Below are 20,851 nucleotides of genomic sequence, written 5' to 3' on the forward strand. Positions count from 1 at the left end.
ATTTCCATTTTAAATAATATCATATAGAACTTTTTCACATTTTTCTATGTGGTCTCGTCCCAATTTGTTCATAAAGTAATAGCTAATAGAAGCTGACACTGCTTGTCCAACGACTGGGAACCACTTTGTTTGTTTGGCAGCAGTACGTTTCGCCATATCTCTTATTACTACCTTTAATACAGCACTTGATACTTTTTTCCCTACAAATGAGCTACCTTGAATCGCCGCAGCAGATAATACACGTTCTTTAACGTCATCGCCTAAACTATTCACTTGTTTGTGGTCAAGACCATAAATTTTATTAACATCTTCAATGATGTCTCTCATTAATTTAATATCCACACCAAAGTCTAGTCCTGGAATAGGAACAACGCTCATCCCAGAAGATAGAAGAGATTTCTTTTTAACAAGCGCTTCTGCTCTCACTCTACGCTCTTCAATCTCTTCTTTAGTAGTAGGTAAAGCACTTTTTTCCTTAATTTCTTCCATATTCAATACTTTGTTACCCACTTTATTTGTCATGTTATTTGTAAATCTATTTATAATTCCCATACTTTGACACCCTTTCATGTTGATTCTTTTTCATTCATTAAACCATTATACCCACTTTTATTTATGTTAATGCTTAATATTTAAGAATACTGCTTTCAAGTATTTAGATGGTTTATAATGTGGATGTGTTTTGAAGTCTTTTGGCAAGCCCATTACTTCTTCTATTTCATATTCTACGCCTGCTGATTCTAATGTCTTTTTAATCACGTTTTTAAAAGATTTTAACGGAAAGACACTTGAGTTCGTACATAATAACATTGAGCCATTTGGCGCTAAAATATCTAATGCACCATTAATCAAGTCATCGTAATTTTTTTGCACTGAAAAAGTTTTCTTCTTATTACGTGCAAAACTTGGTGGATCAATTACAATTGTGTCATATTGTTTGGCATGACGAGCGGCATAATTATAAAAATCAAAAGTATCCATTACGTAGATATACTGACTTTTAGGGTCAATACCATTGAGTCCAAAGTTTTCTTCAGTTAGAGCACGTGAACGATTTGCTAAATCGACACTTGTCGTCATTTCCGCATTTTGAGCTGCTATAACTGAGAATGCCCCTGTATAACTAAATAAGTTAAGTATTGTTCTTCCTTCTGAAAAATGATCGCGTAATTTTTTACGTACTTCTTTTTGGTCTAAAAAGATACCTGTCATTAAACCATCATTTAAATCTACATTATAAAATGTAAAGTTTTCTTCTATTACAATTGGGAATTCTGGCGTTTCCCCTAACACATGGCCTCCAGTATACTCTGTATCTTTAAAACGCATCTTTTCATAAATTGACTTAAACTCAAATACATTTTGGATGGCTTCTACCACGTTGTAACGGAACTTGTAAATCCCTCTTGAATACCATTGAATAAGTAAATGGCCATTATAGTTATCAATTGTAAGACCACCTACGCCATCACCTTCAGCATTAAACAGTCTGAAAGCACTTGTGCCTTCAATATGATAATAATATTCTCTTTCTTCTAACGCTTGTTTAAACAAACTTTCGAAAAACTGAGTATTAATGACTTCGTTTTGGTCATAACTCAATACCCACCCTAAACCTTTATGTTGACGTCCAACATATGCAGTTGCAATGTATTGATCACTTTCAGTCATTAGATAAAATAAGTCGCCTTCTTTTAAATGGTCGTGTTGATAAATATCTTCTTCATCGACTAACGGATATTGATTTAAATATTTTGTTTCTTTTCCTTTATTTAAAGTTGCTATTTTCATTTCTAACGCTCCTATTTAAATCATATTTTTATTAGAAAATCTTTCCATTATACGTTCTTGTCTATTTTAACAAAATTAAATTTCACTTTATACTAAACAAAACTAAATAAAATAACTCCCCTCAAAGTTCTTCATTTTTAAAACTTTGAAGGGAGTTAATCATATACGTGATGATATTAAGGACGATCTCTTAACTGTAGCGTAAAGGCAATAATGACTGGTATTAACATAATGATTAATGTCGGTGTGATAAATATTGATAAAAGCAGACCGTGAAGCATAATGTTAATGAATTCTGTTAGTAATTTAAAGAATAAAATACTAATCATAAAGAGTTGTAAATAGTAGAATTTACCTCTCAAGTAATGTGTGAATGTAGTAGCTATATAAATAATGATAATAAACATTAGTAATAATAATGTTACCCATTCAACAACATATTGTGTTTGCGATAATTGCCATTCACCAGACACAAATAATGAATTTCGATTGTTAAATTCTATAAATGTAAATAAGAATAAAACAAAACCACAGAAGATTTCTACATACGCTGGTTTAATCCATTTAGGTCGACGCATCCAATTAGGAATATCGTCTTCTTGAATATCAAACACATTTTTAAATTTACTTTTGAATTTATCGCGTTTAGATCTAATTTTTTCTAAGTCTACACTTCTTCTCGTCTTATGTGCATATTCTGATGTTTTATCTTGAAGTTGTTTGAAATGAACTTTAGATTGAGTCGATACATTTCCTTTAGTAGTTCTTGATAATTCTGGTTCTTCTTCCCCTAATTCTTCCTTAGTTAATGGAAGTGATCTTCTTAAGAATAAGAAGTTCCAAATAGATGCTTGAGCTAATAGCCACATCACTAAGAAGAAAGTATCTACACTTAAAATATCAATTGGTGCAATTTCATTTGCGTCAATTTTGCCGTATAAAGAAATTTGAGTAATTAAATAAGCAATACCATATGAAACAATAATCCATAGATAGTGACTTTTTCTATTTTCGCTATAAAGTTCATCTTTATAGACGATATAGCCTGTATGGATAACAAATGGAATGACGAAAATCACTGCCCAAAAACCATATACTTGCGTCATTAATGTAATTGTAATAAGGAAATATAGAATTCCAATAACTAAAAAGAAAATTGAGATGTCGTAATCATATTTCGTAGTTCTATATAATGTATAACCAATTAACATTAAAAGAATACCAAACAAAATAATGATGACTGCACTAATAATAGGAAAGTTGCCTATGAATCTACTCATCACTCTAATTATTTCACTAAAGAATGCATTAAGAAAATCCCATAAATTATGTATCCTTAATTCAGCTTTATTTTTATCTTTTAGTTGTTTAATTAAAGGTAAATTGATTAGGATAATGAGACCCGTGAAGAGTGAAACGATACCGATTAAATAACTATAGATAATCTCGGTGTGTTTCTTAAGAAAAGACATACTGTTCACCTCAAAATTTATTATATATGAAGATTTTCATCTTGTCTTTAATAAAAAAATAAAATACTTCTCTAGACCTATTTAAGTTTAACCTACTTTTTATTGGGTAAACAATAGATGTAACAATTATTCAACGAGGAGTGTTGTATGATGACAAACGAAGATGCTAAAAAAACAGCAGCTGAACAAGCTAAAGAAGCTGAAGACAAATTAAAAGAACAAAAAGAAGAAAAAACTGACGATCTAGAGCAAACTAAGCAAGATGTTCAAGATACTTTAGATTAATTTAATTTTTTGCTACCAGTCAATTATTCATTGACTGGTAGTTTTTATTTTTTCAATTTTTTCTTTAAAATATATTTAAATTTAAAAGCATCTTGACAATATTTCTTAAAAGTCATACATTTAAGTTAAATTAAATATTCAACGCACTAGGGGTGTGTATACTGAGATGAGGAGTATCCTCGAACCCTTTGAACCTGATCTAGTTAAAAGCTAGCGTAGGAAAGTGTCGCTAATATAAATAATTGTAATACATACATAATGCATTTTATTTAAATTCACGCACAACTTTCTACGGAGGGTTGTGCGTTTTTTAGGAGGAAGTAGTATGTCAAAAGGTTTAAAGCTATCAGAAATCTTAGTAACGGTGCTGATTGCTGTTGTATTTGCAATTATTTATAACTTATGGTGGTTACCATATAATTTTGCTCAAGTAGCAGGGATTCATTTAGAGCAATTAACTTATGGTGTATGGTTCATGGCTGCTGTAGTAGCATATTTAATCATTCCTAAACCAGGAATTGCTTTAATTGCTGAATTTGCTGCTGGAGCTGGTGAAACAATCGTAATGGGGAAATTTGATATTCCGACTATTGTTTACGCAGTTTTACAAGGTTTAGCTTGTGAAATTGTTTTTGCTATTTTCAAATATAAATCACGTTCATTAATGGTAGCTGCTTTAGCTGGTTTAGCAACTGCATTAATATCATTCCCAGTTGATTATTACTATGGTTATTTAAAAGATGTAGCTACATGGAACTTAGTGTTATTTATAGTTTTCCGAGCAATTAGCGGAATTGTACTTTCAGGAATATTATCTTGGTTAATTGTTAAAGCACTTGATCAAACTGGTGTAACCAAATTATTCCGCCCTGCTTCTCAAAAAGATTACGACAACCTATAAGGGGAAATTCATGTGTTAAGAGTTAAAAATTTACGCCTAAAATACCCAAATGGTAATCGAAAAATTTTCGATAACTTAAATATAGAAATTAAAGATAAACAAAAAGTGCTTTTACTAGGTCCTTCTGGATCTGGTAAAAGCACATTGCTTAATGTTTTAAGTGGAATCGTTCCTAATCTTATTGAACTTCCTATGAAGTATGATGAATTAGAAATCGATTCACAATCTGGTGTAATCTTTCAAGACCCAGACACACAATTTTGTATGCCTAAAGTATATGAAGAATTAGCATTTGTACTTGAAAATAAACAAGTGCCTCGTCATGAAATGGATCAACAAATTGAAAATGCCCTTGCTTCTGTAGATTTAAATGTTACAGATGATACCTTTGTTAATCACTTAAGTGGCGGTATGAAACAGAAATTGGCAATAGTAGAAACAATTCTTCAAGAAGCGAACACACTTTTCTTAGATGAGCCTACTGCTATGTTAGATGTAGATGCTACAGCAGATTTATGGAAAAAACTAATCCATTTGTGGACAGATCAAACTGTACTTATTGTGGAACATAAAGTGGAACATATTTGGGAATATGTTGACCGTGTTATTTTAATGAATTACGAAGGTGAAATTATCGCAGATGATACACCTGATTACATACTTCAAAATTGCGAAGCATTACTTACAGAATATGGAGTTTGGCATCCTCATGCCTGGGCACACGCACCAAAGTCAAAATCACTATCGCCTAATAAAAATGAAGTATTATTAGATTTTAAAAATGGTGAAATTATTCGTGGAAAAAATAAATTGTTTGCTGTAGATGATTTTAGTGTTCATCCGGGAGAATGGATTACTATTACTGGTAAAAATGGAGCTGGAAAGACTTCTCTATTAGAATCTATTCTTCAATTAATTAAATATAGAGGACAAATGTTCTATCAAGATAAACAATTGAAAAAAATTAAGGATGCTGCTAAACACATGTATCTAGTTTATCAAAATCCAGAACTTCAATTTATTACGAATTCTGTCTATGATGAAATTAATATTCATTACAATCATTTAGATCGAAAAGCAGCAGATAATGAAACTCAACAATTATTAAAACTCTTACATTTAGAGAATGTAAAAGAGCAACATCCGTTTGAATTATCAATGGGCCAAAAACGACGTTTAAGTGTAGCAACCGCTCTAAGTTCAAAAGCTGATGTCGTTTTACTTGATGAACCTACATTTGGTTTAGATAGTCATAATACATTTCAATTAATAGAGTTATTTCAAGAACGCGTTTCTAATGGACAAACAATTATTATGGTTACCCATGATCCGGAAATTATTCGCCGTTACCCAACTCGTCGATTAAACGTTGAAAATGGACAACTTAAAGAGATGGCAGGTGAACTTCATGTTTGAACGATGGAAAAAACATTACACATTCGTTGATGATGTCAATATCATCACTAAATTATTACTTGGAGTATCTTTATTCTTCTTTGTTATCTTTGTTCATAATTTTGATTATATGATTTATATAACATTATTAATGTTCATTTTTTTACTTGCTTTTAATGGCACTGCTTTTAAAATTACCGGTTCATTTATAGTTGTATCTTCATTATTTGCATTATTGTCTTCTTTATTTATGATTTTATATGGCGATGGTACCCACATGATATTTAAATGGGGAATTATTCAAGTTAGTACAGAAAGTATCGTTAGAGGACTTCATTTATCTCTACGTACAATAACTGTTTCTATGTTTGGTGTCTTAATCGCTTTAACTTCGCAAATTGTCATGATTTTTTATAGTTTAATGCAACATTTAAAAGTTAAACCTAAAATCGCTTATGCGTTTATGGCTGCGATTAGAATGGTCCCTCTCATTTTTACATCATTCATTCAATTGAGACGTTCACTAAAAATGCGTTATCAAATGATAGATGCTTCAAATTATAGAGGACTTAAACGTCTCAAACATTTATTAATCCCAATCTTAAGTCAAAATATCCGTCGTGCACATCAATTATCTGTGGCAATGGAATCAAAAGGCTTTAAAGATGGTCCAAGAACGTATTATTACAAAGCACCTTTTTCTTATAAAGACATTTTATTTGTAATCTGCGTTGTGGCCATTTTAATCATTGCATTTTATCTTTCACAGTACTTACCTATTACCGGTATTACAGATGCACGTGTATCAGGATATACAGCTTAAAGCACACAAAGAGAGCGTATCACTCAAAATATGATACGCTCTCTTTTTTTATTAATACCTTTATTTCAACGCTTTATTTCCAATATCATGACGATAGAATAAATTATCGCTTTTTACTTTTTCGACGTTACTATAAGCTGCAACTTGCGCTTCTTCAATTGTTTCCCCTTTTCCGATAGCTAATAAAACTCTGCCTCCTGAAGTAACAAAAGCATCATCTTCTTTACGTAAGCCACTAACGAAATAATTATCATTTAATTCGAAACCTGTGACTTTGGCACCTTTCTCGTAGCTACCTGGATAACCTTTAGATGCTAGCATAACGCCTACGACATAGTCATCATGCCATTGGAAGCGGATAGGATCTTTACGGTCTAAAGCCACGATTTGAGCCATTAAATCACTTTCTAAACGACTTAATAATACTTGGGCTTCTGGATCTCCGAAACGTGCATTAAACTCTATAACTTTAGGACCTTCTGAAGTTAAAATTGCTCCAATATAAAGTAAGCCAAAGTAGTCATATCCTTCTGCTTTCATCGCTTTCGCAATAGGTTGAGCAATTTCTTTATCCGTACGTTTTAGAACATCTTCGGAAATGTGAGGGACTGGGCAATACGCACCCATTCCTCCAGTGTTAGGACCTTCATCGTTATCATAAGCACGTTTATGATCTTGTGCAATACAGTCAAATGGTACTGCATAGTCGCCATTAACAAAGGTCATTAATGAGAATTCTTCGCCTTCTAAAAATTGCTCAAATACTACTTTGCCCTGTTCTTCAGGATATAATGTTTCAACCGCTTCGATTGCGTCTTCACGTGTTTCGGCGATAATTACGCCTTTGCCAGCTGCCAAACCATCCTTTTTAGCTACAATTGGCAACTCGCATTGATTGACATAATCAAGCGCCTCAGTTTTAGAATTCACTTCTTTGTAATCAGCAGTTGGAATATCGTATTTCTCCATCAACTGTTTAGCAAATAATTTAGAACCTTCTATTTGTGCCGCTTCTTTATTTGGTCCGAACACTTTAATATTCGCTTGACGCAATTGATTAGATAATCCATCAATTAAAGGTTGTTCAGGACCAATCACTACCCACTCAACATTATTTTCTTTTACAATCTTTAAAATAGCCTCGTGGTCATTTTCAGCAATTTCAGTGTGTGTTTCTGCCATATTCTCCATAGCATCATTACCCGGAATCGCAAATAATTGTTGAACTAAAGGTGATTGATGCAATTTAGAAACTAAAGCATGTTCACGTCCACCTGCACCTATAACTAAAACATTCATCTAAATCGTCCCTCCATCCTTTTCAATATTTTATTAGTGTTTAAAGTGACGCATACCTGTCATTACCATAGTAATACCATATTTATTTGCCATATCGATTGAATCTTGGTCTTTAATTGAACCACCAGGTTGGATAATTGCTTTGATACCATGTTTAGCTGCTAATTCAACAGTATCATCCATTGGGAAGAAACCGTCAGAAATTAAAGCAACATTATCATTAATTTCAATTGCACGTTCTAATGCAATTTTCGCAGAGCCTACACGGTTCATTTGACCTGCACCAATACCTACTGTTTGTTTTGTATTACTTAAAATAACTGCGTTACTTTTTACAGATGGAATCACTTTCCAACCAAGCAGCATTGCTTCCCATTGATCATCTGTTGGTTCCACATCAGTCACTACTTTCATGTCATCTTTAGTAACTTCATAGTTATCTTTATCTTGAACTAAATAACCACCTGATACTGAAACAAATTCTTCTTCTCGATTATCAATAGTCATATCAATTTCTAGTAAACGTATATTTTTCTTTTTAGTTAAAATGTCTAATGCATCATCAGTAAATCTTGGGGCAATTACTACTTCTAAAAAGATAGCATGCAACGTTTCAGCAAGTTCAGCCGTTACCGTTCTATTTAAAGCAATAATACCGCCAAAGATAGATTGATTATCCGCATCATATGCATTCTTGAAAGCATCTTCAATTGTATTGCCGATACCAACACCACATGGATTCATATGTTTCACTGCTACAGCTGCTGGTTCACTAAATTTCTTCACTAAAGATAACGCTGAGTCAGCATCTTTAATGTTATTATAACTAAGCGCTTTACCATGTAATTGTTTAGAACCTGCAATCGTGTGTTTACTTGAAGATGTGCGCACAAAGCGTGCAGATTGTTGTGGATTCTCACCATAGCGTAATTGTTCGCTATCTCCTTTGAAGAAACTTACAATTGCGTGATCATATTCATTTGTATGCGCAAATACTTTAATCATTAATTCTTTACGGAACGCTTCATCTAAACGGTCAGACTTAATTCGTTCAATCACTTCATTATAGTCTGCAGGATGAACAATTGTAGTAACATGTTTAAAGTTTTTAGCTGCCGCACGTAACATCGTTGGACCACCAATATCTATGTTTTCAATGGCATCCGCTTCAGTTACATCTGGATTTGACACTGTTTTTTGAAAAGGATATAAATTTACGACTACCATATCGATTAAATCAATATGTTGTTCTGATAATTGCTCAAGATGTTCAGGTTTATCTCGATCCGCTAAAATGCCTCCATGTACTGCTGGATGTAACGTTTTAACACGACCATCCATAATTTCAGGAAATTGAGTTAAATCAGACACAGATTTTACTGGAACAGAAGCTTCTTCAAGTGCACGTTTCGTACCGCCAGTTGAATATAATTCATAATCTAAGTCGCTTAATGCTTTAGCAAATTCTACAATTCCACTTTTATTTGAAACACTTAAAATTGCTTTTTTCATGATTTACTTATCTCCTTACTTGATAACCTTAGCAATAACGCTAGGATAAAGTTCATACTCTAAATGTTTAACACGTTCTTCTAATAGTTCTTTAGTATCGTCCGGTTTAATATCACATTGTCTTTGTTCAATAATTTCTCCCGTATCCATGCCACTATCAACATAATGGACAGTTGAACCAGTTACATTATCACCGCTATTAAACGCTTGTCCAATAGCATCTTTCCCCTTATATTTTGGCAATAATGATGGATGAATATTTAGTATTTTACCTTCGTATGCGTCTAATAAATCTGGACCTATTAATCTCATATAACCTGCAAGAATAATCCATTCTACTTCTTCACGTTTTAATAATTGAATCAAGTGTTGTTCATAGGCAGATTTAGATTCAAAGTTTTTAGGTTCATTGATATGTGTCGCTACTTTTAATTTTTTTGCACGATCTATACAATATGCATCGTCATGGTCTGTATATAAAGACGTAATTTCAATATTGTTAAGTTCACCTTTGTCTACTTTTAAAACGATATTTTCAAAGTTGCTTCCTGAACCTGAAGCAAAGATAGCTACTTTAGTCACGCCTCTACCCCCTCTAAATGGATAGGCGTATCTTTATCTGTAATAATTTCACCAATTTCATATGCAGAAATACCTTCTTTGTTTAATATGTCGATAGCTTTTTTAGCTTCTTCCTTATCGACAATAACCGTATAACCTATTCCCATATTAAATACGTTATACATTTCTTGAGTTTCAATTTGAGCCTGTTGTTGTAACCATTCAAATACCTTAGGTGTCGGGAAGGATTGAGTATCAATTTTGGCTGCTAATCCTTTAGGCAACCCACGTGGGATGTTCTCGTAAAAACCCCCACCTGTAATATGATTCATGCCTTTTATTTGGACAGCCTTTTTCAGAGCAAGAATAGGCTTAACATATAACTTTGTTGGTGCTAAAAACGTATCTAGATACGTACGACCATCGAATTCATCATTTAAATTAATACCTGATGCTTTAATTAATTTACGAACTAAACTGTAACCGTTAGAATGAATTCCGTTTGATGCAAGGCCAATGATGGTTTGACCTTCTTGAATTGCTGAGCCATCAATGTAGTCTTCTTTCTCAACTGCACCTACCGCAAAACCTGCAAGATCATATTCACCTTCATGGTACATTTCGCCCATTTCGGCAGTTTCGCCACCAATTAAAGCTGTATTAGTTTCTTCGCAACCATCACTTACACCTTTGACGATTTGTTCGATGACCTCTGGAACCACTTTATTTGTAGCAATATAGTCTAAGAAATAAAGTGGTTCAGCACCAGTAGTTAAAATATCGTTGACGCACATTGCTACAGCATCGATGCCAATAGTATCGTGTTTGTCATTATCGATGGCAAGCTTTAATTTAGTGCCTACACCATCAGTACCAGAGACAAGTACAGGTGCTTTCATATTTAGTTGTGATAAATCGAATGTTGCACCAAATCCGCCTAAACCGCCAAGCACTTCTTTACGCATAGTACGTTGGACGTGACTCGACATTCTTTCAACTGCTTCATAACCTGCGTGAATATCAACACCTGATTGTTCATAAGCTTTAGACATGAATATTACCCTCTCTATCAAAGTAGTGTTTATGATTATCAATATAATCCTTTTGACGTTGACTCAAGTTTTTATAATAATTCTCTTCATAATCGAAAAGGCCTGCCGGATAGTCCCCAGTGAAGCTTTCAACACACAAGCCGTTATATGGCGCATCATAATCTAAGCCAATGGATTCAATTAATCCATCCACGCTTAAATACGATAATGAATCTGCGCCAATATAGTCACAAATTTCTTCTGGTGATTTACTCGCCGAAATCAGTTCAGCTGTCGTTGAGACATCAATACCATAGAAACTTGGGAACATAAATTCAGGAGACGCTATACGTACATGCACTTCTTTTGCACCTGAATCTTTTAACATTTTCACAATACGTTTACTTGTAGTACCGCGTACAATGGAATCATCGACTAAGACAATACTTTTTCCTTCGACAATATCTTTAACAGCGGATAATTTTACGCGAACACCTTGTTCTCGTAATTCTTGAGTTGGTTGAATAAATGTACGTGCTACATATTGGTTTTTCACTAGGCCCATTTCATATGGTAATCTGCTTTCTTCAGCGTAACCACTTGCAGCTGATAATGAAGAATTAGGTACACCAATCACCATATCAGCATTAGCTGGACTTTCTTGTGCTAATTTTTTACCAGACGCTTTACGTACAGCATGAACGTTCTTCCCAGCAATCGTAGAATCCGGACGTGCAAAGTAAATATATTCCATTGCAGAAATTGCTGTATTGGTATGGCTTGTATAAGATTTCACTTCAATACCATCTTTATTAATGACGACATATTCTCCAGCGTGAATGTCTTGAACATATTCAGCGCCAAGCACATCAATCGCACATGTTTCACTTGCTAAAATATATGTCCCATCTTGCATTTTTCCAACTACAAGTGGACGGATAGCATTAGGATCAACTGCACCATATAATGCGTCTTTTGTTAAAATTGCAAAAGTGAAACCACCTTTAATTTGACGTAAACTTTCTTTTAAAGCTTCTTCAAAAGTTGGCGCTTTACTGCGACGAATAAGGTGCATAATAACTTCAGTATCAGATGATGAATGGAAGATGGCACCATGTTTTTCTAAATACTGACGAAGTGCTTGAGCGTTAATTAAGTTACCATTGTGACAAATCGCTACACTCATATCATAGAAGTGATAAAGGAACGGTTGAATATTTTCAATGCCTTTATTACCAGAAGTAGCATAACGCACATGACCAATAGCATTATGTCCTACTTTAAGGTTTTCCATTTGAGGTGCTTTAATTGCTTCAGTTAGCAAGCCTAAACCACGTTCGCCTTTTAATGTTTCGCCATCAGAAACAACAATCCCTGCGCCTTCTTGGCCACGATGCTGTAAACTATGAAGTCCCATATAAGTTAATTGAGCTGCTTCAGAATGGTTCCAAATTCCGAATACCCCACACTCTTCGTTTAATCCACTGTAGTTAAACATTTTTCGATGGCTCCTTCCCAATTTTCTTTAATATCTGAGACTTTTTCTTCAATAGTAGTTTGAGCATTTGAAACTTTAAATTCGTCTACATCCGTTAATTCACCAATTTCAATAGCGTTGTCGATATCTAGTGTTTCACCTTCTTTTACCGCGACCACGTAGCGACCTTGTGTTTCACTGAATAATTGCGCATCTGAAAGATCTACATGAGCAGTTAAACCAAGGCTATGGTAAGCACTAATACGCGCTAACGTTATTAATAAGCCACCTTTACCAACTGTTTGTACATGAGAAGCGACACCATTTCTAATTGCTGTTTTAACGGCTTCACCTTTAGCTACTTCATCACTCAAATCGATTGATTCATATTCATGGTTAACTTTGCCATATAATAATTTTTCAATTTGGCTACCACCGAAATCATCTTTAGTTTCTCCTACTAGATATAATTTGTGACCAGCTTGAGGGTGGAAATCATTTAAATAATTAATGTCTTCGATTAGTCCTACCATACCTACTACTGGTGTTGGGAAAATAGATGTGCCACGTGTTTCGTTATATAATGAGACGTTACCAGAAACGACTGGTGTTTTTAGTACTTCACATGCTTCAGACATGCCTTTAGTAGAATCAATTAATTGTTGATAGATTTCTTTCTTTTCAGGTGAGCCATAGTTTAAACAATCTGTCATTGCTAATGGTGTAGCCCCAACAGCAATTAAGTTACGATATGCTTCTGCTACAACCATCTTTCCGCCTTCATAAGGTTGGTTAAAGACATATCTTGCTTCGCCATCAATTGTAGAAGCAACAGCTTTATTCGTACCTTCTACACGGACTACTGAAGATTGTAAACCTGGTTTAATAATTGTATTTGCTCCAACTTGTTGATCATATTGTTCATATAAATAATGTTTTGAAGCGATAGTTGGATGTGTTAACAATCTTTCAAATACATCTTGAGCATCGATTGAACTGTAATCATTTTTAGAAGTGTTATATTCTTTTTCTTCGCCTTCTAGAACGTAAACAGGTGCTTCATCAGCTAACGATTGAACCGGAATATCTGCAAACACTTCATCTTCATATTTAAGAACGAAGCGGTCTGTGTTTGTTACTTCTCCAATTACTGCGCTATCAAGTTCATGTTTATCAAATAAGTCTAAGAATTTTTGTTCTGTTCCTTTTTCAACGACTAATAACATTCTTTCTTGCGTTTCTGAAAGCATCATTTCATATGGTGAAATACCAGGTTCACGAGTTGGTACTTTATCTAAATGTAATTCTAAACCGCTTCCGCCTTTAGCTGCCATTTCAGATGAAGAAGACGTTAATCCAGCTGCACCCATATCTTGAATACCAACTAATTCATCAAACGTAATCGCTTCTAATGTTGCTTCCATTAACTTTTTACCAACAAATGGGTCACCAATTTGGACTGATGGACGTTTACTTTCACTTTCTTCAGTTAACTCTTCTGATGCAAAAGTAGCCCCGTGAATACCGTCACGTCCTGTTTTTAAACCGACATAAATGACTGAGTTACCTTCACCTTTAGCAGTCCCTTTTTGAATCATATCGTGGTCAATCACACCCACACACATAGCATTAACTAATGGATTACCATCGTAACGGTCATCAAATTCAATTTCTCCAGCAGTTGTTGGAATACCAATACAGTTACCGTAACCACCAATACCTGCTACGACACCTTTAAGCAAACGTTGGTTTTGTTTCACTGATAATTCGCCAAAGCGTAAGCTATTTAACAAATTAATTGGTCTAGCACCAATTGAAACAATATCTCTAATAATGCCGCCTACACCTGTAGCTGCACCTTGATAAGGTTCAATGGCAGATGGATGGTTATGTGATTCAACTTTAAACACTACAGCTTGGTTGTCTCCGATATCAACAACACCTGCGCCTTCACCTGGGCCCATCAACACATGCTCCCCAGTTGTAGGGAATTGTTTTAAGAAAGGCTTAGAATGTTTATATGAACAGTGTTCACTCCACATTACTGAAAAGATACCAACCTCAGTAAAGTTAGGTTCTCTTCCCAAAATTTCACATACTTTGTCGTATTCTGCATCGCTTAAACCCATATCTTGATATAATTTTTCCAGCTTAATTTCTTCAATACTAGGTTCAATAAACTTAGACATTTTGTTCCCTCCAACTATTTACCATTGCTTCAAATAATTTCACGCCGCTATCTGTACCAAGGATTGTTTCAAGTGCTCTTTCAGGATGAGGCATCATACCGCAAACATTACCTTCTTTATTTACAATACCTGCAATATGTTCATGAGAGCCATTTGGATTATCTTCATAAGTAAGGATAATTTGATTATTCTCTACTAATTCCTCATACATTTCATCTGTACAATAATAATGACCTTCACCATGTGCTACTGGATAAACTACAATTTCATTTTCACCATAAAGGTTAGTGAATGAAGTTTGATTATTAGCAATTTTCAGTTTTTCATTTCTACTTATAAATAGATGAGAATCATTGTGTAGCAATGCGCCAGGTAATAGACCTATTTCCGTTAAAATTTGGAAACCATTGCAAACACCTAATACAGGTTTACCTTCATCTGCAAAACGTTTAACTTCATCAATAATCGGTGCTACACTTGCCATTGCACCTGAGCGAAGATAGTCACCGAAAGAGAAACCACCTGGGATAAGTACGCCATCGAAACCTTCTAATGATGTTTCTCGATAGTCAACATACTCTGCTTCAGCGCCTGACTTGATTGCTGCATTGTACATGTCTCTATCACAATTGGATCCGGGAAATACGAGAACTGCAAACTTCATTTTATGCATTCTCCTTTTCATCTACAATTTTGTAGCTATATTCTTCAATCACTGTATTAGCGAATAATTTTTCACTTAACGTTGTGATAATATTATCCACCGCTTCATCTGTAGCTTCATCAACAGTCATATATAATACTTTACCTACACGAATATCATTAACTTGTTTGTATCCTAAATCATGTACTGCTCGATTTAAGGCTTGTCCTTGCGTATCTAATACCTGTGGTTGTAGTGTGATGTGAAGTTCAATCGTTTTCATTATTTAAGTTCCTCCAATTTATTTAAAAATGTTTGATATGTGTCAATAAGTGAACCTGTGTCATTTCTATAAACGTCTTTGTCAAAGTTAGTATCTGAATCTTTATCCCAAATGCGACATGTATCTGGAGAAATTTCATCAGCTAATAAAATTTTGCCATCTTGTGTTCTGCCAAATTCAACTTTAAAATCTACCAAGCGCAAGTTCATTTCATCCATGAGTTGAATGAGCACATGATTGATATCTTTTGCCATCGTTTTTAATGTTTCGATTTCTTCGTCATTTGCAATATTAAGAAGTTTAACGTGGTCATCTGTAATAAGTGGATCGTTTAGATCATCATTTTTGTAAAAGAACTCTACCAATGGTGCTTCAAATTGATGTCCTTTTTCAAATCCTAAACGTTTTGTAATAGAACCTGTTGCGATATTACGAACTACTACTTCTAGTGGAATAATTTTGACTTCTTCAACTAATTGTTCTGTATCTGATAGTTGCTTAATAAAATGACTTTTAATTCCTTGTTCAGTTAAATAGTCGAAGATAATGGAAGTAATTTTATTATTTAAACGTCCTTTACCTTCCATAGTATCTTTTTTCGCACCATTACCAGCTGTAACTTCATCTTTATATTCCACTCTTAATTGGTGTGGTGTGTCAGTAGAAAAGATTCTTTTAGCTTTACCTTCATATAATAGAGACATGAGTTATTCTCTCCCTTCAAATTCCTTAAGCATGTTAGCTTCTGTACCGTTAATATCATCAGTTAAAACAGTCATATGACCCATTTTGCGGTCGGGTTTACGTTCAGATTTACCATAAATATGAATATGCCATTCAGGATGTTCACTAAACTTATCCTCTAGTAAGTCTAAATCACGACCTAGTAAGTTCATCATGACAGCAGGCTTCAATATTTCAACTGACTTTGGCAGTGTTTGTCCTGTAACTGCTAAGATATGTGTATCAAATTGTGAATAATCACAAGCTTCGATTGAGTAATGTCCGGAATTATGAGGACGTGGTGCGATTTCATTTACAAACAAATGGTTGTTTTTATCAATGAAGAATTCAACCGTAAACGTTCCGACAAAATGTATTGCTTCAATAATTTTATTTACTTCATCTCTTGCTTCTTGTTCTTTATCGCTTCTTGCTGGCACGATAGTTTTAAATAGGATTTGATTTCGGTGTTCATTTTCTTGTAATGGGAAATAAGTGATTTGCTTTTGATTACCAATTGTAACTGTTAAAGAGACTTCGAGTGCTAAATCTAAAAATTGTTCAGCTACACATTCTTGATTAGAAATAAGTGCTTTAGCTTCTTCAATATTAGTTTCATCTTTAACTAGTATTTGTCCTTTACCATCATATCCACCAAAACGTGTTTTAAGAATGAAAGGATAACCTAATTCATTTATAGCCATTTGGAGGTCTTCATCACTTTGAACAGATAGGAAAGGAACAATTTTAGAACCAGCTTGCTCTAATGTTTGTTTCTCAGTTAATCTGTCTTGTAATAATTGAATGGCTTGATAACCTTGAGGAATATTAAATTGTTCAGTTAGGTGTTGAAGTTGGTTAGCCGAAATGTTTTCAAATTCGTAAGTAATCACGTCAGTTTTTCGACCTAACTCTTGTAATGCTTGTTCATCGTCATAAGCTGCATTAATAAATTCATGCGCCACTGGTTTACATGGACTATCAGCATTAGGATCTAAACACACGACTTTAAATCCCATCTTCTGAGCAGATTGGGCCATCATTTTGCCAAGCTGTCCTCCGCCGATAATACCAATCGTGTCACCAAACTTTAATTTATTGAAGTTCATTTTGCATTTCACCTACTTTGTCTACAAGTGATTGTTCATAATTCTCTAAATTTTTTCGAACATTTTCATTACCAATACTTAAAATTCTGGCCGCTAAAATTCCAGCATTTTTTGCACCAGCCTTACCAATGGCTGTCGTTGCAACTGGAATACCACCAGGCATTTGTACAATTGATAACAATGAATCTAAACCTTTTAAACTTTTAGATTCAATAGGAACTCCAATAACTGGTAACGTCGTCATAGATGCTACCATTCCAGGTAAATGTGCAGCTCCGCCTGCACCCGCGATAATAACATCATAGCCATTAGCTCTTGCTTGGCTAGCAAAATCGAACATTAACTTTGGCGTACGATGTGCAGATACTACTTTCTTATCGTACGGAATTTCAAATTGCTCTAACATAGCGCAACTTTCTTGCATTATCTTCCAGTCTGAGGAACTACCCATAATGACTGCTACTTTCACTTTGTACACCCTTTCAAAAGTTTGAAATATTGATACGATTAGTTGTATATTACAGATATAGCATAACAATCATTGAACGCTTTTTCAATTAAAAATCGAACTTTATTTATAATTTTTAATGTAATTTACGTCTTTTGCCTAAAGTTTGACGTAATTAGGGTTTGAAAGTTAAGCTATAATTATAATTTAAACAAACAAGGAGGAATTTTTGTGGTTGCAAAAATTTTAGATGGGAAACAAATTTCTAAGGACTACAGACAGGGATTACAAGATCAAGTAGAAGCTTTGAAAGAAAAAGGCTACACTCCTAAATTATCTGTTATCTTAGTGGGAAATGACGGGGCTAGTCAAAGTTACGTTAATTCTAAAAAGAAAGCTGCTGAAAAAATTGGCATGATTTCTGAAATTGTTCATTTAGATGAAGACACTTCAGAAGAAGATGTATTAAAAGAATTAGACCGTTTAAACAATGATGATTCAGTAAGCGGTATCTTAGTTCAAGTTCCACTTCCAAAACAAGTAAGCGAACAAAAAATCCTAGAAGCAATTAATCCTGAAAAAGACGTTGATGGTTTCCACCCATCAAATATCGGTAAATTATATATCGATGAACAAACATTCGTACCATGTACACCTCTAGGTATTATGGAAATCTTAAAACATGCTGATATCGATTTAGAAGGTAAAAACGCAGTTGTTATCGGTCGTAGCCACATTGTGGGTCAACCAGTATCTAAATTATTATTACAAGCTAATGCGACTGTAACTATTTTACATTCACGTACTAAAGATATGCACAGTCATTTAAAAGAGGCTGATGTTATTGTAAGTGCAGTTGGTAAACCTGGTCTTGTAACTAAAGATGACGTTAAAGAAGGCGCTGTTATTGTCGATGTAGGTAATACACCAGATGAGAACGGTAAATTAAAAGGCGACGTTGAATTTGACGAAGTTAAAGAAGTTGCTGGCGCAATCACTCCTGTTCCAGGTGGCGTTGGTCCTTTAACAATCACTATGGTATTAAATAATACTTTATTAGCTGAAAAAATGCGTCGTGGCATTGAATAATTCTATTGATTGTCAATGCAATGAATGATTAAAAAAAGGGATAATAAGCGAAACAGTTTCGCTTATTATCCCTTTTATTATCTGATTTAGTTATTAAACAGCCACACTTAATTTAGGTACAAATGTTTCAAAGTGAATACGGCTTTGATCAACATTCATTTCTTTCAATAGTTCAATAACTGATTGAAGAAATTGAGTACCACCACATACATAAACTTCTGTATCGTCACTAATAAATTGTTCTAAATATTCTTTAGTTAAATAACCTTTTGATGCTCTATCATATAATTCATAATTAGCTGATTCTACTTTTCCGCTAATATCTTTTAATAGTGTAGTGAATGGCGTATCATTCACATCTCCAGTAACCTGAATAAATTGAGCTTGACTACCTTTATCAGCCGCTTCTTTAAACATTGAGACTAATGGTGTAACACCAATACCAGCTCCAATAAACAATTGAGGATGTTCAGTGTTGTCTACCATAAAAGGCCCAACTGGTGCTGATAAATTAATATCATCGCCCTCTTTTAATTCATCATGTAGAATGGTTGATACTTCACCTTCATGATCTGTAGTGACATCTCTCTTAACTGCAAATGTTAAATGTGTGTTGTCTCCACTAACGATTGAATAATGACGTTTTGCACGATAAGGCATCTTACTACTACCTACATCTACTGTAATGTAGTTACCAGGAATAAATTGACTTAAATCATATTCATTTGAAGTAACTGTAAATGCTTTAATATTTGATGAAAGTTGTTCTATTTTTTCAATTTTAAAAGGTTTAAATCCATCCCATAACATTTTACTGTATATGTCTTTTTCAACTTGAATAAATACATCAGCGATTTCTTGATATGCTTTTTTCCAAGTTTGAATAATTGGATCCTCATCACCAAGCCCTACAACAACTTTGATTGCTTCTATTAAATTCTCTCCCACAATATCATAGCCTGCAGGTGGTACTTGTAAAGCACAATGTTTATAAGCGATTTCTTTAACAACCGGCAAGATATTAGCTAAATTTTCAATATTAACTGCCGCTGCTAATACACTTTGCGCTAAAGCAGTCGATTGAAAACCTTTCTGCTGGTTAGTTTGGTTAAACATATTTTTTAATTCAGGGTGTTGTTGAAACATTCTTTTATAGAAATACGATGTTATTTCTGTCCCCTTTTGTTGTAATACAGGCACTGTTTCTTTGATAATGGCCTTTTCTTGTTCATTTAACACTAAAATCACTCCCATTAATAATAACTTGTAATGACTACAACCATATTGTAATACATTTTAAAAAGATTGCGTTATCTATTGTTATTATTTTCACAAAATGTTCAATTTACATAAACTTAATATATATTTTCCTTTATATTATTTAAATTTCAGAAGTAATACGCTATATTAAGACTATAGTATGATGTTTATCATCAGAAAATAAAGTATAGTTTAGTTAAATAAACAACGATTTATTAATTCGGAGGTTAACGTAATGAATAAACTAATACAGTCACTTTCAGCGCTCGGAGTCTCCGCAACTCTTGTTACCCCAAATTTAAGTGCCGAAGCAACATCCAATCACGCACCTGAACTTAAAGGCGTCAACGATATCGTTATTCAAAAAGGTCAAAAGTATAATTTATTAAATGGAATTAGTGCTTATGATAAAGAAGATGGTGATTTAACTCATAAAATCACTGTAGATGGTCATGTTGATACATCAAAAGTTGGTAAATACAAAGTACAATATCATGTTATTGACTCAGATGGTGCTCAAGAAACATCATATAGATACATAGAAGTTAAATAAATGTCAT

The 20,851-nt window shown here is 33.9% G+C and carries 21 protein-coding genes and 1 riboswitch; of the genes, 6 read left to right on the forward strand and 15 right to left on the reverse strand.

Annotation, left to right across the window (positions count from 1 at the left end):
• Positions 1-9: 9 nt before the first annotated feature.
• From LIX58_RS00780 to auxA, 3 genes are all read right to left on the reverse strand, one after another.
• Positions 10-552 carry a DUF697 domain-containing protein gene (locus tag LIX58_RS00780; protein WP_126565357.1) on the reverse strand — a complete coding sequence of 181 codons (543 nt, stop codon included), beginning with the start codon at positions 550-552 and terminating at the stop codon, positions 10-12.
• A 66-nt stretch (positions 553-618) separates the two neighbouring features.
• Positions 619-1,791, reverse strand: coding sequence for a class I SAM-dependent rRNA methyltransferase (locus tag LIX58_RS00785; RefSeq protein WP_154837922.1), 1,173 nt, complete (start codon positions 1,789-1,791; stop codon positions 619-621).
• Between the two features lie 176 nt (positions 1,792-1,967).
• Complete coding sequence (auxA, locus tag LIX58_RS00790; protein ID WP_126565355.1) at positions 1,968-3,263, reverse strand: lipoteichoic acid stability factor AuxA; 1,296 nt, start codon at positions 3,261-3,263, stop codon at positions 1,968-1,970.
• 150 nt (positions 3,264-3,413) lie between these two features.
• On the opposite strand from auxA, the gene graF reads away from it, so the two are divergent.
• The 4 genes from graF (at position 3,414) to LIX58_RS00810 (ending at position 6,667) form a co-directional block, all read left to right on the forward strand.
• On the forward strand, positions 3,414-3,548 hold the full coding sequence (graF, locus tag LIX58_RS00795) for a glycopeptide resistance-associated protein GraF (protein ID WP_194432013.1): 135 nt from the start codon (positions 3,414-3,416) through the stop codon (positions 3,546-3,548).
• Between the two features lie 138 nt (positions 3,549-3,686).
• Positions 3,687-3,787: riboswitch (TPP riboswitch) on the forward strand.
• A gap of 86 nt (positions 3,788-3,873) precedes the next feature.
• Positions 3,874-4,449 (forward strand): ECF transporter S component, encoded by a 576-nt coding sequence (locus LIX58_RS00800; protein ID WP_154837924.1) that lies wholly within the window; start codon positions 3,874-3,876, stop codon positions 4,447-4,449.
• A gap of 12 nt (positions 4,450-4,461) precedes the next feature.
• Positions 4,462-5,865 (forward strand): ABC transporter ATP-binding protein, encoded by a 1,404-nt coding sequence (locus LIX58_RS00805; RefSeq protein ID WP_154837926.1) that lies wholly within the window; start codon positions 4,462-4,464, stop codon positions 5,863-5,865.
• Complete coding sequence (locus tag LIX58_RS00810) at positions 5,858-6,667, forward strand: energy-coupling factor transporter transmembrane component T family protein (protein ID WP_154837928.1); 810 nt, start codon at positions 5,858-5,860, stop codon at positions 6,665-6,667. The genes LIX58_RS00805 and LIX58_RS00810 overlap by 8 nt, the downstream gene beginning before the upstream one ends.
• Before the next feature lie 60 nt (positions 6,668-6,727).
• Here the strand turns inward: LIX58_RS00810 and purD are convergent, their stop codons facing one another.
• From purD to purE, 11 genes are read right to left on the reverse strand one after another with little or no spacing between them, the layout of a single operon-like run.
• The gene (purD, locus tag LIX58_RS00815; RefSeq protein WP_226386001.1) at positions 6,728-7,966 is read right to left on the reverse strand and encodes a phosphoribosylamine--glycine ligase; all 1,239 of its coding nucleotides are present in this window, start codon (positions 7,964-7,966) and stop codon (positions 6,728-6,730) included.
• A gap of 33 nt (positions 7,967-7,999) precedes the next feature.
• Complete coding sequence (purH, locus tag LIX58_RS00820) at positions 8,000-9,478, reverse strand: bifunctional phosphoribosylaminoimidazolecarboxamide formyltransferase/IMP cyclohydrolase (RefSeq protein ID WP_126565350.1); 1,479 nt, start codon at positions 9,476-9,478, stop codon at positions 8,000-8,002.
• Positions 9,479-9,493: 15 nt separating this feature from the next.
• Positions 9,494-10,060: a phosphoribosylglycinamide formyltransferase gene (gene purN, locus LIX58_RS00825; protein WP_126565349.1), complete on the reverse strand. Its 567-nt coding sequence runs from the start codon at positions 10,058-10,060 to the stop codon at positions 9,494-9,496.
• Positions 10,057-11,091, reverse strand: coding sequence for a phosphoribosylformylglycinamidine cyclo-ligase (gene purM / locus LIX58_RS00830; protein ID WP_126565348.1), 1,035 nt, complete (start codon positions 11,089-11,091; stop codon positions 10,057-10,059). The genes purN and purM overlap by 4 nt, the downstream gene beginning before the upstream one ends.
• On the reverse strand, positions 11,084-12,568 hold the full coding sequence (gene purF, locus LIX58_RS00835; protein ID WP_126565347.1) for an amidophosphoribosyltransferase: 1,485 nt from the start codon (positions 12,566-12,568) through the stop codon (positions 11,084-11,086). Before purF ends, purM begins: the two co-directional genes overlap by 8 nt.
• Entirely contained in the window at positions 12,547-14,736 is a 2,190-nt protein-coding gene (purL, locus tag LIX58_RS00840; protein WP_154837932.1) for a phosphoribosylformylglycinamidine synthase subunit PurL, read from the reverse strand. Before purL ends, purF begins: the two co-directional genes overlap by 22 nt.
• A complete protein-coding gene (gene purQ / locus LIX58_RS00845; RefSeq protein ID WP_154837934.1) occupies positions 14,729-15,400 on the reverse strand; it encodes a phosphoribosylformylglycinamidine synthase subunit PurQ in 672 nt (223 codons plus the stop codon). The genes purL and purQ overlap by 8 nt, the downstream gene beginning before the upstream one ends.
• Before the next feature lies 1 nt (position 15,401).
• Complete coding sequence (purS, locus tag LIX58_RS00850; RefSeq protein WP_103297081.1) at positions 15,402-15,662, reverse strand: phosphoribosylformylglycinamidine synthase subunit PurS; 261 nt, start codon at positions 15,660-15,662, stop codon at positions 15,402-15,404.
• Positions 15,662-16,366 (reverse strand): phosphoribosylaminoimidazolesuccinocarboxamide synthase, encoded by a 705-nt coding sequence (gene purC, locus LIX58_RS00855; RefSeq protein ID WP_154837936.1) that lies wholly within the window; start codon positions 16,364-16,366, stop codon positions 15,662-15,664. The genes purS and purC overlap by 1 nt, the downstream gene beginning before the upstream one ends.
• Positions 16,367-16,369: 3 nt before the next feature.
• The gene (gene purK, locus LIX58_RS00860) at positions 16,370-17,494 is read right to left on the reverse strand and encodes a 5-(carboxyamino)imidazole ribonucleotide synthase (protein WP_154837938.1); all 1,125 of its coding nucleotides are present in this window, start codon (positions 17,492-17,494) and stop codon (positions 16,370-16,372) included.
• Positions 17,481-17,963 carry a 5-(carboxyamino)imidazole ribonucleotide mutase gene (gene purE / locus LIX58_RS00865; protein ID WP_126565342.1) on the reverse strand — a complete coding sequence of 161 codons (483 nt, stop codon included), beginning with the start codon at positions 17,961-17,963 and terminating at the stop codon, positions 17,481-17,483. The genes purK and purE overlap by 14 nt, the downstream gene beginning before the upstream one ends.
• 210 nt (positions 17,964-18,173) lie before the next feature.
• Between purE and folD the strand changes: the two genes are divergently transcribed.
• Entirely contained in the window at positions 18,174-19,031 is an 858-nt protein-coding gene (folD, locus tag LIX58_RS00870) for a bifunctional methylenetetrahydrofolate dehydrogenase/methenyltetrahydrofolate cyclohydrolase FolD (RefSeq protein WP_154837940.1), read from the forward strand.
• 93 nt (positions 19,032-19,124) lie between these two features.
• On the opposite strand, the gene LIX58_RS00875 is transcribed toward folD, so the two are convergent.
• Positions 19,125-20,270 (reverse strand): globin domain-containing protein, encoded by a 1,146-nt coding sequence (locus LIX58_RS00875; RefSeq protein ID WP_226386002.1) that lies wholly within the window; start codon positions 20,268-20,270, stop codon positions 19,125-19,127.
• A gap of 256 nt (positions 20,271-20,526) precedes the next feature.
• Here LIX58_RS00875 and LIX58_RS00880 point away from each other — a divergent pair, with 256 nt between their 5' ends.
• The gene (locus LIX58_RS00880) at positions 20,527-20,844 is read left to right on the forward strand and encodes a DUF5011 domain-containing protein (RefSeq protein ID WP_154837944.1); all 318 of its coding nucleotides are present in this window, start codon (positions 20,527-20,529) and stop codon (positions 20,842-20,844) included.
• Positions 20,845-20,851 lie beyond the last annotated feature (7 nt).

This window comes from Staphylococcus sp. Marseille-Q1834 (assembly GCF_916858875.1).
GTDB lineage: Bacteria > Bacillota > Bacilli > Staphylococcales > Staphylococcaceae > Staphylococcus > Staphylococcus pragensis.

Bases quoted from the DNA above. Each gene is read 5' to 3' on its own strand.
- LIX58_RS00880 (WP_154837944.1), top strand. From the start codon at position 20,527: ATGAATAAACTAATACAGTCACTTTCAGCGCTCGGAGTCTCCGCAACT.
- purC (WP_154837936.1), bottom strand. From the start codon at position 16,366: ATGTCTCTATTATATGAAGGTAAAGCTAAAAGAATCTTTTCTACTGAC.
- purK (WP_154837938.1), bottom strand. From the start codon at position 17,494: ATGAACTTCAATAAATTAAAGTTTGGTGACACGATTGGTATTATCGGC.
- LIX58_RS00810 (WP_154837928.1), top strand. From the start codon at position 5,858: ATGTTTGAACGATGGAAAAAACATTACACATTCGTTGATGATGTCAAT.
- purM (WP_126565348.1), bottom strand. From the start codon at position 11,091: ATGTCTAAAGCTTATGAACAATCAGGTGTTGATATTCACGCAGGTTAT.
- purS (WP_103297081.1), bottom strand. From the start codon at position 15,662: ATGAAAACGATTGAACTTCACATCACACTACAACCACAGGTATTAGAT.
- LIX58_RS00800 (WP_154837924.1), top strand. From the start codon at position 3,874: ATGTCAAAAGGTTTAAAGCTATCAGAAATCTTAGTAACGGTGCTGATT.
- LIX58_RS00785 (WP_154837922.1), bottom strand. From the start codon at position 1,791: ATGAAAATAGCAACTTTAAATAAAGGAAAAGAAACAAAATATTTAAAT.
- purL (WP_154837932.1), bottom strand. From the start codon at position 14,736: ATGTCTAAGTTTATTGAACCTAGTATTGAAGAAATTAAGCTGGAAAAA.
- purH (WP_126565350.1), bottom strand. From the start codon at position 9,478: ATGAAAAAAGCAATTTTAAGTGTTTCAAATAAAAGTGGAATTGTAGAA.
- purF (WP_126565347.1), bottom strand. From the start codon at position 12,568: ATGTTTAACTACAGTGGATTAAACGAAGAGTGTGGGGTATTCGGAATT.
- purD (WP_226386001.1), bottom strand. From the start codon at position 7,966: ATGAATGTTTTAGTTATAGGTGCAGGTGGACGTGAACATGCTTTAGTT.
- auxA (WP_126565355.1), bottom strand. From the start codon at position 3,263: ATGTCTTTTCTTAAGAAACACACCGAGATTATCTATAGTTATTTAATC.
- LIX58_RS00780 (WP_126565357.1), bottom strand. From the start codon at position 552: ATGGGAATTATAAATAGATTTACAAATAACATGACAAATAAAGTGGGT.
- purQ (WP_154837934.1), bottom strand. From the start codon at position 15,400: ATGAAGTTTGCAGTTCTCGTATTTCCCGGATCCAATTGTGATAGAGAC.
- graF (WP_194432013.1), top strand. From the start codon at position 3,414: ATGACAAACGAAGATGCTAAAAAAACAGCAGCTGAACAAGCTAAAGAA.